General features: G+C 68.0%; 15 protein-coding genes. 2 read left to right on the forward strand and 13 right to left on the reverse strand.

The features are described 5' to 3' along the window. Nucleotides 1-10 precede the first annotated feature (10 nt). Genes ACQ754_RS03355 through rpoE form a run of 5 tightly spaced genes read right to left on the reverse strand, consistent with a single transcriptional unit; the run spans nt 11 to nt 4099 of the window. Nucleotides 11-1414 (reverse strand): DegQ family serine endoprotease, encoded by a 1404-nt coding sequence (locus ACQ754_RS03355; protein WP_440995569.1) that lies wholly within the window; start codon nt 1412-1414, stop codon nt 11-13. After that, nucleotides 1411-1878: a SoxR reducing system RseC family protein gene (locus ACQ754_RS03360; protein ID WP_440995570.1), complete on the reverse strand. Its 468-nt coding sequence runs from the start codon at nt 1876-1878 to the stop codon at nt 1411-1413. The genes ACQ754_RS03355 and ACQ754_RS03360 overlap by 4 nt, the downstream gene beginning before the upstream one ends. Then, complete coding sequence (locus tag ACQ754_RS03365; RefSeq protein WP_440995571.1) at nt 1875-2870, reverse strand: MucB/RseB C-terminal domain-containing protein; 996 nt, start codon at nt 2868-2870, stop codon at nt 1875-1877. The genes ACQ754_RS03360 and ACQ754_RS03365 overlap by 4 nt, the downstream gene beginning before the upstream one ends. After that, complete coding sequence (locus ACQ754_RS03370; RefSeq protein ID WP_440995572.1) at nt 2860-3507, reverse strand: RseA family anti-sigma factor; 648 nt, start codon at nt 3505-3507, stop codon at nt 2860-2862. Before ACQ754_RS03370 ends, ACQ754_RS03365 begins: the two co-directional genes overlap by 11 nt. Beyond that, the gene (gene rpoE, locus ACQ754_RS03375) at nt 3500-4099 is read right to left on the reverse strand and encodes an RNA polymerase sigma factor RpoE (protein ID WP_440995573.1); all 600 of its coding nucleotides are present in this window, start codon (nt 4097-4099) and stop codon (nt 3500-3502) included. The genes ACQ754_RS03370 and rpoE overlap by 8 nt, the downstream gene beginning before the upstream one ends. A 215-nt stretch (nt 4100-4314) precedes the next feature. Here rpoE and nadB point away from each other — a divergent pair, with 215 nt between their 5' ends. Continuing rightward, nucleotides 4315-5910, forward strand: coding sequence for an L-aspartate oxidase (nadB, locus tag ACQ754_RS03380; protein WP_440995574.1), 1596 nt, complete (start codon nt 4315-4317; stop codon nt 5908-5910). An 8-nt stretch (nt 5911-5918) separates the two neighbouring features. Here the strand turns inward: nadB and ACQ754_RS03385 are convergent, their stop codons facing one another. The 7 genes from ACQ754_RS03385 to ACQ754_RS03415 all read right to left on the reverse strand — a co-directional run bounded on the left by ACQ754_RS03385 (nt 5919) and on the right by ACQ754_RS03415 (nt 10323). Beyond that, entirely contained in the window at nt 5919-6356 is a 438-nt protein-coding gene (locus ACQ754_RS03385; RefSeq protein ID WP_440995575.1) for a hypothetical protein, read from the reverse strand. Beyond that, nucleotides 6310-6549, reverse strand: coding sequence for a succinate dehydrogenase assembly factor 2 (locus tag ACQ754_RS03390; protein WP_440995576.1), 240 nt, complete (start codon nt 6547-6549; stop codon nt 6310-6312). The genes ACQ754_RS03385 and ACQ754_RS03390 overlap by 47 nt, the downstream gene beginning before the upstream one ends. Nucleotides 6550-6551: 2 nt before the next feature. Further along, nucleotides 6552-7328, reverse strand: a complete 777-nt coding sequence (locus ACQ754_RS03395; protein WP_440995577.1) for a succinate dehydrogenase iron-sulfur subunit — start codon at nt 7326-7328, stop codon at nt 6552-6554. 45 nt (nt 7329-7373) lie between these two features. Further along, nucleotides 7374-9167, reverse strand: coding sequence for a succinate dehydrogenase flavoprotein subunit (gene sdhA, locus ACQ754_RS03400; protein WP_440995578.1), 1794 nt, complete (start codon nt 9165-9167; stop codon nt 7374-7376). 3 nt (nt 9168-9170) lie between these two features. Further along, on the reverse strand, nt 9171-9551 hold the full coding sequence (sdhD, locus tag ACQ754_RS03405; protein ID WP_440995579.1) for a succinate dehydrogenase, hydrophobic membrane anchor protein: 381 nt from the start codon (nt 9549-9551) through the stop codon (nt 9171-9173). Nucleotides 9552-9574: 23 nt separating this feature from the next. After that, nucleotides 9575-9958 (reverse strand): succinate dehydrogenase, cytochrome b556 subunit, encoded by a 384-nt coding sequence (sdhC, locus tag ACQ754_RS03410; RefSeq protein ID WP_440995580.1) that lies wholly within the window; start codon nt 9956-9958, stop codon nt 9575-9577. Nucleotides 9959-10131: 173 nt separating this feature from the next. Then, a complete protein-coding gene (locus ACQ754_RS03415) occupies nt 10132-10323 on the reverse strand; it encodes a DUF1674 domain-containing protein (protein WP_440995581.1) in 192 nt (63 codons plus the stop codon). Nucleotides 10324-10502: 179 nt separating this feature from the next. Between ACQ754_RS03415 and ygfZ the strand changes: the two genes are divergently transcribed. Continuing rightward, nucleotides 10503-11405, forward strand: a complete 903-nt coding sequence (gene ygfZ, locus ACQ754_RS03420) for a CAF17-like 4Fe-4S cluster assembly/insertion protein YgfZ (protein WP_440995582.1) — start codon at nt 10503-10505, stop codon at nt 11403-11405. A 7-nt stretch (nt 11406-11412) separates the two neighbouring features. Here the strand turns inward: ygfZ and lysS are convergent, their stop codons facing one another. Next, on the reverse strand, nt 11413-12924 hold the full coding sequence (lysS, locus tag ACQ754_RS03425; protein WP_440995583.1) for a lysine--tRNA ligase: 1512 nt from the start codon (nt 12922-12924) through the stop codon (nt 11413-11415). Nucleotides 12925-13081: the final 157 nt, after the last annotated feature.

The following is a 13081-nucleotide window of genomic DNA, read 5'->3' on the forward strand; positions in this document are numbered from 1 at the left end:
CTCAAATCCGCTAGCGTTCGGGCACTCGTAGCGCGAGGAAGCGCGGCCCGTCCTCACGGCGAACCAGTACCGCCACGCTCTGCCCCGGATCCAGACCGGCGAGTACCCGCTCCAGCGCCGCCGGCGAATCCACCGCCTCGCGGTTGACCCGGCTGATCACATCCCCCGACTCGATCCCCGCACGGCGGGCGGGACCCGGGCGCACCTCCTCGACAAGTACACCGGGGACATCGGCAGCCAGCCCGAGCGCCTCCCGCGTCGCGGTGTCCAGGCCGCGGACCACCAGGCCCAGGCGCTCGACGGGTCCGGATTCCGGCTCGCCGCCGGCAGCGGCGAGATCCGCCGGCAATTGCCCAATGGTAACATCCAGGCTCAGGCGCCGGCCGTCCCGGATGACCTCGACCGTCGCCGTCTCTCCCGCGGCGGTGCGACCCACCATCGGAGGCAGCGCACCGGAGCTCGCGACGTCACGGCCGTTGTAGGTGACGATGATATCCCCCACCTCCAGCCCGGAATCCGCGGCCGGGCTGTCTTCGACGATCTGTGCCACCAGCGCGCCTTCGGGGCGCTCCATGTCGAAGGATTCCGCCAGTTCCCGGGTAACGTCCTGGATCATTACCCCGAGCCAGCCCCGGGCGACCTCGCCGCCATCACGGAGCTGCTCCACCACCTCCATCGCCAGCTCGATGGGGATGGCGAAGGAGACCCCCATGAAGCCACCGGTGCGGCTGTAGATATGGGAATTGATACCCACCACTTCGCCGTCGAGGTTGAACAGCGGCCCCCCGGAGTTGCCCGGGTTGATCGCCACGTCCGTCTGTATGAAGGGTACGTAGTTCTCCCGCGGGAGGTTACGGCCGATGGCACTGACGATGCCCGCGGTCACCGAATGCTCGAAACCGAAGGGGGAGCCGATCGCGAGCACCCACTGGCCCACCTCCAGCTCGGAGGAACGGCCGATGCGCACCACCGGCAGGGATTCGGCGTCGATACGCAGCAGCGCCAGGTCGCTGCGTGGATCCGCCCCCACCAGCTCGGCGGTGTATTCCCGGCGGTCGGACAGACGCACCACGATCTCCGAGGCGTCACTGACCACGTGGTGGTTGGTAAGGATGTGTCCGTCCTCGGAGATCACGAACCCGGAGCCCAGGGAGTCGCTCTCAAAAGGCGCACGCGGCCCGCGCGGCTCCTCCTCGCGGAAGCGATCGAAGAAATCCCGAAAGGGATGGTCCTCGGGCAGCTCGGGCATCCTATCCGCCATCGGGCCATCGGCATGCTCCCGGGTGGTGCTGATGTTGACCACCGCCGGGCTGTTCTCCCGGACCATTTCGGTAAACTCCGGCAGCTGCCCCTGCGCCGGCCCCACCATGGCAACCAGCAGCACCCCCAGCAGCGCCGACAACGGACCTCTCATTGGCTTTCCTCCTCCTCGGAATCGTTATGCCCACCGCCCGGGCGGACCTCCACCACCCTGACACGGGCCGTGGCCCGGCGACCACGCGCGAGCAGCGCCCACCACAACCCCAGCGACAGCACCAGCCCCGCAAGCGCACCGGCGTCGGCGTCGAGTGGCAGGCCGGATGCGAGCGCGCGCCCGGCAACGGCACCCGTGAGCAGTATCAGCAACGGCAGGATATAGGCGACGGTACTGGCGGCGAGCAGGCCGCGTCCCGGGATCTCCAGGACCACCTCATCACCGGGAGAGGTCGTCATGTCGGTGATCACCACGAGGGGACGCCGGCGGCCGAGCCAGTCGGACAGGGCGCCGGTGCCGCAGCCACTGCGCGCGACGCAGCCGTGGCAGCCGGAGGCGGGGTTCGCCTCGACATGGACCTCCGGCCCCTCCACCGCCACCACTCGGGCGCGCTCGCGGATCATCCGCCGTCCCGGAAATTCAATGAGCGGCCCATGCGCGTGACCGCGCGGGGCGGCACCTCGCCCATCACCAGCACCTGGCGGTCGCCGACGATGCGTCCGAACACGCTGAACGCACCCATTCGCGAAAGCCCCTCGAAGCCCGACCACTTGCCGTCGACGCCGCTGACGTAAACGGACACCGAGGCCATGCCATCGGAGTACAGCCGATGCTCCACCGGGGTATCGGCGTCAATGGCCATGACACGCCGCTCACTCATACGCAGCTCAAAGCCCGGCGGCACGAACTCCAGCCGCCACTGCGGCTCGAACTCCAGCGAGGCGTCGTCCCTATGGTCGGCGTGATACCAGGTGAAATCGCGGCCGGAGAGCTCCGGCTCCAACCATTCATCGGGGATGGAATCGGGGAAGCGTACCTCGGTGAAGGCCACCTGCTCGAGGATCTCGTCGTCGTGCACAAGCTCGGCACGCAGCATCAGCCCGGTGATCTCGTCGATCCAGAAACGGTATCCGTAGCGGAACGGATCACTGGCATGGATATGCAGCCGCTGCGCGCCACGGCCGGCGACGCGGTCGCCCTCCGCCAGCGCGAGCCGGTAGTGGCGGCCGATCTTCTCCGGCTCCCGCGGCAACACACTGGCCAGGGGGTTGCGCACCTGCCGGTAATCCACCATCACGGAGTTGTCGTCGGGCAGGATACAGGTAACGCGGTCACCGTCGCGGATGATCTCCCGCGCCACCCCGTCCAGGGAATAGAGTCGTTCGCGGATACCCGGGTTGTCGCTGCGGTGGACGATGCGCATGGACTCGAGCATCTCCGGGCCCTGACGATAGACGAACACCCCGGTATAGCTCGTCTGCTGCGCGGCGGAAATCATGCGCTCCAGCCACTGGTGGGCGGCGCTGTTGTCTTCCCGCGCCTCGGAGGGGGCAGCGAGCGCCAGCAATAGCGCGGCGGCCGCCGTCAGCCAGCTGCCCCGGACCTTACTCGCCACGCGCATGCCCGGCGATGCGCGCATAGTTGAGCATGCCGCCGGGCCCCGTCCCGGCAGCATTCTCGCTGTGATTGACCAGGAAGCCATTGAGCCGGCGCTGCACGCTGGGGTCCAGCTGACGCCACTGCAGCCGCTCCAGGGTCTCCGCAACCTCGGCTCCTGCGCTGGCGGTGCTCTCGCCGGAGCTCGCCCGGCGCAACGGCACCGAGCCACTGCCCGCACCTGCGGAAGCGCTGCCGGCATCCGCGACCACCGCCGGTTCCGCACCGCCGGGTGCCGGAGTCGAGCCCTCGCGGGCCGGCCATAGTCCCACGGCAACCACCGCCACGGAGGCGGCGACCGCGAGACCCGCCACCGGCCGCGTCACCCGCGCGAGCAGGCGCGAGCCGCGCGCTCGGGGCGCTGCCCCCGTCAGGGCCGGCTCCTCGTCCAGCGCCGCCGCCACGCGCGCGGCGAATGCCCCGTCCGCTGCCGGGCCGAGCTCGCCGTGTACGGCGGCTCGCATGGTGTAGTACCGGCCAAGGGTATCCACCAGCGCCGGCTCCCGGGCGAAGCGTCGTAACAGTAGCGACGCCTCTTCCTCCGGCAACTCGTCATCGGCGAGCGCCGAAAGCTGTTCGTCCAGCTGATTACTCATTCCCGTCACCCGTCGCCTCCGACAGAAGCGGCCTGAGCCGCCGGTCAATTGCCTCCCGCGCGCGGAAAATCCGTGAGCGCACGGTCCCGATCGGGCAATCCATCGCCTGCGCGATCTCCTCGTAGGTCATCCCCTCGAACTCCCGTAGGGTCACGGCCGTGCGCAGGTCCTCCGGGAGCTCCTCGATGGCGTCGAGCACCGCCTGCTGCACCTCGTCGCGGCGCGCCAGCGCCTCCGGTGACTCATGATCCTTGAGCGGAGAATCCACGTCATATCGCTCGGCATCCTGGGCATCCACGTCGCTATCCGGCGGCCGCCGCCCCATCGACACCAGGTGGTTCTTGGCGGTGTTGATGGCGATGCGGTACAACCAGGTATAGAAGCTGCTATCGCCGCGGAAGCGCGGCAGCGCCCGATACGCCTTGATGAAGGCCTCCTGCGCCACGTCCATCGCCTCGGACTGATCATGAACATACCGCGAGATCAGCTTGATCAGCTTGTGCTGGTACTTGAGCACCAGCACGTTGAAGGCCTGCTTGTCACCGGCCTTGGCACGCGCCACCAGTGCCGCATCCGACTCGGAGTCCGCCATCAGGGGCGACCCCTCCGACGGGGCACCGGTCGCTGCTCAAAGCGGTAGACAATGGACGTCATGGATAGTTCGTGCGCTTCGTCGCGGTGATGGGCGCCGGCTCCGCATCCGGGCGGAGGCCCGCTGCTACGTGCTAGGCTTCGTTCCCCCGGGAAGCTGCGCGGCAGCGAATAGCGCGCTGAGCGTAGCCGATAGCCGACAACGGGTGCAACTCGATGACCACAGGGACCACGGAGCGCTACGACGTCCTCATCATCGGCTCCGGCGTGGCCGGCCTGACCCTGGCGCTGCGGCTGCCGCCGACGCTCGCCGTGTGCGTGGTAGCCAAGGGGGAGGTCACCGAGGGTGCGAGCCTGTATGCCCAGGGCGGCATCTCGGCGGTGCTCGACGCGACGGACTCGGTGGACGCCCATGTCGCCGACACCCTGGAGGCCGGTGCCGGCCTGAGCGACCCCGCCGTCTGCCGGTTCGTGGCCGAGCGGGCCGCGCCGGCCATCGACTGGTTGCTGGCCGCGGAGGTGCCCTTCTCCCGCGAGCACGGGGGCAACGCCCTCCACCTCCACCGCGAGGGCGGACACAGTCACCGCCGAATCGTCCACGCGGCCGACGCCACCGGCCGGGCGGTGGAGACCACCCTGGAAGGGGCCGCACGGGCGCGGGGGAACATCACCATCCGAGCCCACCACTCGGCGGTGGACCTGGTCACCCACCGGCGGGTTGGTGGCGAGCCCGGCTGCCACGGTGCGTACCTGCTCAATGCGCGCAGCGGCCACGTCCATGCGGTGGCGGCCCGGCGGGTGGTCCTGGCAACCGGTGGCGCCAGCAAGGTCTATCTCTACACCAGCAACCCGGACGGCGCCACCGGCGACGGCATCGCCATGGCCTGGCGTGCCGGTTGCCGCGTGGGGAACATGGAATTCAACCAGTTCCATCCCACTTGCCTCTTCCACCCGCAGGCGAAGTCCTTTCTGATCAGTGAGGCCCTGCGAGGCGAGGGCGCGGTGCTGCGCCTGCCCGACGGCGAGCGATTCATGCCGCGCTTCGACTCCCGGGCCGAGCTCGCACCGCGGGACATCGTCGCGCGCGCCATCGACCACGAGATGAAACGCCTCGGCCTGGACTGCGTCTACCTCGACATCAGCCACCGACCCGCGGAATGGCTTCGGGCGCATTTCCCCACCATCCACCGCCGGTGCCTGGACTTCGGCGTCGACCTGACCCGTGAACCGATCCCTGTGGTGCCGGCCGCCCATTACACCTGTGGCGGCGTGGTGGTGGACCGCCACGGGCGCACCGACCTCCCGGGCCTGTATGCCATCGGCGAGTGCAGCTATACCGGGCTGCACGGGGCCAACCGGCTGGCGAGCAACTCGCTGTTGGAATGCCTGGTCTTCGGCATCAGCGCCGCCGAGGACATTGCCGGGGCGCACCTGGCCGAGGAGCCGGCGCCACCGGCCCTGCCGCCCTGGGATGAGAGCCGGGTCAGCGACTCCGACGAGCAGGTCGTGGTGAGCCACAACTGGGACGAACTACGGCGGTTCATGTGGGACTACGTGGGGATCGTGCGCACCGACAAGCGCCTGCAGCGGGCGCACAACCGCTGGGCGCTGCTCACCGCGGAGATCCGGGAGTACTACGGCCATTTCCGCATCACCCCCGACCTCATCGAGCTGCGCAACCTCGCCATGGTGGCGGGGCTCATCATCCGAAGCGCCCGCCATCGGAGCGAGAGCCGGGGCCTGCATTTCACACGGGACCATCCCCGGCGCGGCACCGACACCCCGCGCCCAACAGTACTCGTCCCGGACTAGGCCGAGGGCTACCGCATTGCCTGGAGCACGCGGCAAAGCCCGCGCCAATCATCAACCCCATCGCGAGCGAGCAGCAGGCGCCCGGAGGCATGACCATCCCGGTAGCGGATCACCACCAGCGGACCGCGCCGCGCGTGATCGGTCACCCGCACCCAGCCGGTCCCCCCGTCCAGCCACAGGTGGCCGTCGCCGTGCAACACCAAGCGTCTTCCGGGGTGCCGGCCGCGCCGCGGTGCGACGTGGCAGCGCAGCAGCCGGCCGCCATTGAGGGTTACGGCAAGACACCACAGAAGGGCCACCCAGGCGGGGACGCCCGGCAACAGGGGTACGGGGACGGCCGCCGCCGCGTGGGTCCCCACCAGCGTGGCCGCCACCCACGCCGACGGCGCCAGGTAGAGATCACACGAGGTGGCGGATGCGCTCGACGAGTGCGGCGACTTCCCCATCGGCAGGCCGTTCCCTGGCCGTCAGCAACCAATCCACCAGACGGTCGTCCTCCTCATCGAGCAGCCGCTCCAGGGCGGCCCGCTCGGCTTCGCCGAGCCGCTCGTACTCCCGGCTCACGAATCGCTCGAGCACGACATCCAGCTCCTTGGTGCCGCGCCGGCAGCGCCAGCGCAGCCGCGATGCCTCGGACACCCTCAGCGCCGCGCCACGATCAGTTTCTTGATCTCGGCGATGGCCTTGGCCGGATTGAGACCCTTGGGGCACACCGAGGTGCAATTCATGATGGTGTGGCAACGATAGAGCTTGAATGGATCCTCGAGCTCATCGAGGCGCTCGCCGGTGGCCTCGTCGCGGCTGTCGGCGATCCAGCGATAGGCCTGCAGCAGGATCGCGGGACCGAGGTAGCGATCCGGATTCCACCAGTAGCTCGGGCAGGAGGTGGAGCAGCACGCGCAAAGGATGCATTCGTAGAGCCCGTCGAGCTCCTCGCGGTCCTCCTTGGACTGCAGTCGCTCCTGATCCGGCGGCGCCGGCGTCTGGGTCCGGATCCACGGCTGGATGGAGGCGTACTGGGCATAGAAGTGGGTGAGATCCGGGATCAGATCCTTGACCACCGCCATGGAGGGCAGCGGATAGATGCGGACGTCACCGTCGATCTCGTCGATGCCCTTGGTGCAGGCCAGGGTATTCTGGCCGTCGATGTTCATGGCACAGGAACCGCAGATGCCCTCGCGGCAGGAGCGCCGGAAGGTCAGCGTGGGATCGATCTCGTTCTTGATCTTGATCAGGGCGTCCAGGACCATCGGGCCGCAGCTGTCCATGTCCACCTCGTAGGTGTCCAGCCGCGGGTTCTCGCCGCTGTCCGGATCCCAACGATAGACCTTGAAGTGCCGGGTGTTGCCACCGCCGTCGGCGCGGTGGGTGGTGCCCTCCTGGACCCGGGAATTGGCGGGAAGACTGAACTTCGCCATCTCGTGAACCTCTTCGCTAGCGCTTGACCGTACGGACCGCGATCCCTAGTACACCCGCTTCTTCGGCGGGATGACCTCCATCTCGTCGGTCAGCGTGTTCATATGCACCGGCCGATAATCGATGGTGACCTCGCCGCTGTCATCCATCCAGGTGACGGTGTGCTTCATCCAGTTCTCGTCATCCCGGTCCGGGTAGTCCTCCCGCGCATGGGCGCCTCGGCTCTCGGCGCGGTTACGTGCCGACTTCACGGCGGTCACCGCATTACCCAGGAGGTTCTCCAGCTCGAGGGTCTCGATCAGGTCCGTGTTCCAGATCAGCGAGCGATCGGTCACCTGTACATCGGCAAAGGCCTGATAGATCTCCTCCATCCGCCGGCAACCCTCGTCGAGGGTCTCGCCGGTACGGAACACCGCGGCATAGTTCTGCATGGTCCGCTGCATGCGGTCACGGATGCGCGCGGTGGGTTCGGAGCCGTTGGCGTTGCGCAGGCGCTCCAGTCGGGCCAGGGCCGGCTCGGCGCTGTCCTTGGGCAAGGGCCGGTGGTTCTGCCCGCCCTCGCCGATGACCTCCGCGGCGCGGATGGCAGCGGCCCGTCCGAAGACCACCAGATCGAGCAGCGAGTTCGAGCCTAGCCGGTTGGCGCCGTGGACCGAGACGCAGGCGGCCTCGCCGATGGCCATCAGCCCGGGGACCACCGCATCGGGATCGCCGTCCTTCGGTGCGACCACCTCGCCGCGGTAATTCGTCGGGATACCGCCCATGTTGTAGTGCACCGTGGGCAGAACGGGGATGGGTTCCTTGGTGACATCCACCCCGGCGAAGATCCGCGCCGTCTCGGCGATGCCCGGCAGACGTTCGTTGATGACCTCCGGGCCGAGATGCTCCAGGTGGAGGTGGATGTGATCGCCCTCTGGCCCGACACCACGGCCCTCCCGGATCTCGACGGTCATCGAACGGCTGACTACGTCCCGGGAGGCCAGGTCCTTGGCATTGGGGGCGTAGCGCTCCATGAAGCGCTCCCCATCGGAGTTGGTGAGATAGCCGCCCTCGCCGCGCACCCCCTCGGTGATCAGGCACCCGGCGCCATAGATGCCGGTGGGATGGAACTGGATGAACTCCATGTCCTGCAGCGGCAGCCCCGCCCGCAGGACCATGCCCGCGCCGTCGCCGGTGCAGGTGTGCGCCGAGGTACAGGAGAAATAGGTCCGGCCATAGCCGCCGGTGGCCAGCACCACCATATGGGCACGGAAGCGGTGGATCTTGCCCGTCGCCAGCTCCAGGGCGATGACGCCGCGGCAGTTGCCTTCCTCGTCCATGATCAGATCGATGGCGAAGAATTCGATATAGAATTCCGCCTGGTGCTTGAGCGACTGCTGGTAGAGCGTATGCAGCATGGCGTGGCCGGTACGGTCCGCGGCCGCGCAGGTCCGTTGGGCCGTGCCCTCGCCAAAGTGCGTGGTCATGCCGCCGAAGGGGCGCTGATAGATTTTGCCCTCTTCGGTGCGGGAGAACGGTACGCCGTAGTGCTCGAGCTCGATGATGGCGGGGATGGCCTCACGGCACATGTATTCGATGGCGTCCTGGTCACCGAGCCAGTCCGAGCCCTTGATGGTGTCGTAGGCGTGCCAGCGCCAGTCGTCCTCGCCCACGTTGCCGAGCGCGGCGCTCACGCCCCCCTGGGCGGCCACGGTATGGCTGCGCGTGGGGAAGACCTTGGTCACGCAGGCCGTGTTGAGTCCCTTCTCCGCCATACCGAAGGTGGCGCGCAGCCCGGCACCGCCGGCGCCCACCACCACCACGTCGTAGGTATGGTCGACGATCTCGTAATCATCTGCCATCGATCAGCCTCCCAGCGCCACGGTCAGCACGGAGATGATGCCCACCAGGGCGAACAGCACCGACAAGAATTTCACCGCGACGATCAGCACCTGCCGCAGTGCCTCATCGCCGACGTAGTCCTCCAGGACCACCTGTATGCCCAGCGCCCCATGCCAGAACACCAGCCCTACCACCAGCACCATGAGCGCCGCATTGAACGGCGAGCTGAGCCAGGCCGCCGCCGCGGTATAGCCGCCACCGCTGAGGGTGGCCACGCCCACGGCGAACCACAGCATCAGCGGCACCAGCGCCACCGCCGTGAGCCGCTGCAGCCACCAGTGGGTGGCCCCGTGATGCGCGGAACCCAGGCCCCGGGCCTGCTTGATCGGAGTGCGGAAATTCATAGCTGCCCCCTCTTCCCTCGCCATCAGGCGCTCCAGGCGATGATCCACGCCACCAGCGTCAGCACCGCCGCGGCGACAATGGCGGCGACGCCGCTCTTGCGCGCGGTCTCCAGCTCGAAACCGTAACCGGCATCCCAGAACAGGTGCCGGATCCCGTTACAGAGGTGGTAGAACAGCGCGAACGTCCACAGGAACATCAACAGCTGGACGAACCAGTTGCCGAGGACCGCGCTCGCCGAGGCATGGCTCGCGGGCCCGCCCGCCAGGGCGGCCAGCCAGTACACCAGCACCAGCGCGCCCACCGAGAGCAGCACGCCCGAGGCGCGGTGGCTGATGGAGGTCAGCGCCGTGAACGGCAGCCGGTAGATCTGGAGATGGGGGGAAAGCGGCCGGTTATCGGTCTGCATGGGACTCGCTCCGCTTCATTCATTCGGGTAGTTCGGGCCAAGCCGGCGCTAAACTATACGCTCACCGTTCGCCTTGCAAGTGTCTTGCGCTGCACCACACATGAAAAATATGTTCTAACCTGTTGCAATAAAGGAACTTTTTCTTGCCGCGCCTCTGGTCCGCTTATCGTGTCTCAGAAGTCCGTACAACGACCGTTGTGCTCCCAATCACCGTAGCGGGTAGGCTCCGGACCACGGCTGCCACCGATCTCCCGCGGGCGTCGCCCAACCTCGTCCCCGTCTGTGGGCTCGCCGCCCTCGCTCGGCTCGCGTTGGGTTTCTTCCTCTTCCGGATTGTCTGACGCACGCCGATCCCTCTCACTCATTGCTCGCCCTCACTCAGTGGTTTCGTCCGTGGCGCCCGGACGTGAAATAATGCTCCAGGGTATCGCATGATGATAGCGACGGTCAGCCAATGATGCACGAGACATGGACAAGCATTATACATTTCGAGCAGCTGGATCGGCGTGCTGATGCCGCCGACGAGGATGGATTGGTCGCTCCCTTGCCTGACCTCGGCGTGCTGCGGGTCACCGGCGAGGACGCCGGGGAGTTCCTACACGCACAGCTGACCAATGCCGTCCAGGACATGGCGCCAGGCAACACCCGCCTGGCGGGATGGTGCAACCCCAAGGGGCGGCTGCTGGCATTGTTCCGCGTCCTGCGCCTCGATGACGGCTACCGCCTGCTGCTGCCCCGCCCGCTAGTGGACACGGTAATCAAACGCCTGCGCCTGTTCGTGCTGCGCTCCCGGGTCGACATCGAGGACGTCAGCGAGGGCCTCACCGGGATGGGGCTCGCCGGCGCCGCCACCGGAGGAGCGCTCGCGGAGAACGCCGGCACGCCGCCGGCGTCCGCGGACGAGGCCGTGCAGGCCGGCGAGGTGACGGTGATCCGCTTGCCCGATCCCCGGCCCCGATGGCTGCTGCTCGCGCCGGCCGAGGAGACGCCCGCGCTCTGGGCGAACATGGTGCGTGCACTCCACCCCGTGCACCCGGAGGCCTGGCGACTGCTGGATATCCAGGCCGGTCTGCCGGAGGTGCTGCCCGAGACCGTCGAGCGTTTCGTCCCCCAGATGCTCAACCTGGAGCCACTGGGCGGGCTCTGTTATGAAAAGGGCTGCTATCCCGGCCAGGAAGTGGTGGCACGAATGCACTACCTCGGCCAACTCAAGCGCCGGCTCTACCGCCTCCGCGGTGAGGGGGACAGCCCAGCACCCGGGGCGGGGGTAGCCGGTGCCAACGGGAATGCGGCCGGGGAGATCGTGATGGCCGCCGCCTGCGGTGGGGCCGCATTCGAGGCCCTCGCGGTGCTGCGCATCGAGGCCGCCGACGGCCCGCTGGAAGTGGACGGCCGGCGGCTGTCGCCGCTGCCGCTGCCCTACCAGCCACCCGGGGAGGCCGCCTGAGCGGATCCTACTCGGAGGCCTCCGGGCGCATGGCCGGGAACAACAGCACGTCCCGAATGGAGGGGGCGTCGGTGAGCAACATCACCAGGCGGTCGATGCCGATCCCCTCCCCCGCGGTGGGCGGGAGGCCGTACTCAAGGGCACGAATGAAGTCCGCGTCGTAGAACATGGCCTCATCATCGCCGGCCTCCTTGGCCGCGGCCTGCTCCCGGAAGCGTTCCGCCTGATCCTCAGCATCGTTGAGCTCGGAGAATCCATTGGCGATCTCCCGGCCACCGACGAACAGCTCGAAGCGCTCGGTGACGAAGGGGTCGTCGTCCTTGGGCCGGGCCAACGGCGAGACCTCCTTGGGGTATTCGACGATGAACACCGGCCCGTGCAGCCGCTCTTCCACCGTCGCCTCGAAGAGCTCCACCTGGAGCTTGCCGAGCCCCCAGCCCGCCTCCACCGCCAGCCCGCGCCGGCCGGCATAGGCGCCGAGGGCCTGGCGGTCGTCCACGGTGGCCTCGTCGAGGTCATCGTTGTAATCGAGCAGTGCCTGGCGCACCGGTAGCCGCGGGAAGCGCGTGCCGAAATCGAAGGTCTCGCCCTGGTAGCTGACGCGCTGGTCGCCTAGGACCTCCCGGGTCAGCCCCCGCAGCAGCTCCTCGGTGAGGTCCATGAGCTCGTTGTGATCCGCGTACGCCTGGTAGAACTCCAGCATGGTGAACTCGGGGTTGTGCCGTGTGGAGACCCCCTCGTTGCGGAAGTTCCGGTTGATCTCGTAGACCCGCTCCAGGCCACCGACCACCAGCCGCTTGAGATAGAGTTCCGGGGCGATGCGCAGGTAGAGGTCCCGACCCAGGGCATTGTGGTGGGTGACGAAGGGCCGCGCCGCCGCACCGCCGGGGATGGGCTGCATCATCGGCGTCTCCACCTCGAGAAAGCCCCGGGCGTTGAAGGCCTCGCGGATGTACTGGATGATCCGGCTGCGCAACATGAACGTCTGCCGGGAGGCGTCGTTCATGATCAGGTCCAGATAGCGCTGCCGGTAGCGCACCTCGGTGTCGGTGAGGCCGTGATACTTCTCCGGCAGCGGACGCAGGGACTTGGTCAGCAACTCCACGGACTCGCAGCGCACCGACAGCTCGCCGGTCTTGGTGCGCATGAGCACACCCTCGGCACCCACGATGTCGCCGAGATCCCAGCCCTTGAACGCCTGATAGGCCCCTTCGGGGAGGTCGTCCCGGCGCAGGAACAGCTGGATGCGCCCGCTCATGTCCTGGATGTGGGTGAAGCTCGCCTTGCCCATCACCCGCTTGGCCATCATCCGCCCGGCAATCCGCACCCGGACCCCGGCCGCCTCCAGGGCGTCATTATCCCAGCGCTCGGCATCGGCATACTCGCGCTGCAGCACGCCGGCCTGGGCATCCGGTCGGAAGTCGTTGGGGAAGGCCCGTCCGGTCTCCCGCCACTGCGCGAGCTTGCGCCGCCGCTCGGCGATGAGCTTGTTCTCGTCGGTCTGTTCGTTGCTCGACATAGCGTCTCTATAGGGCCCGCTGTATACGTTGTCGCAATGTTCTCGCCGGCTACCGCGGTGCCTGAGGGACGGGGGCGGGGTAGTCCGGTCCCGGAGCGTCGGCGGCCAGGGATGGCCGCCGTCGAGCGTACACGGACGTATTCACAGCGTCTCCGGG

Origin of the sequence: Arhodomonas sp. SL1, assembly GCF_052060015.1 — a bacterium.
Classification (GTDB): Bacteria; Pseudomonadota; Gammaproteobacteria; order Nitrococcales; family Nitrococcaceae; genus Arhodomonas.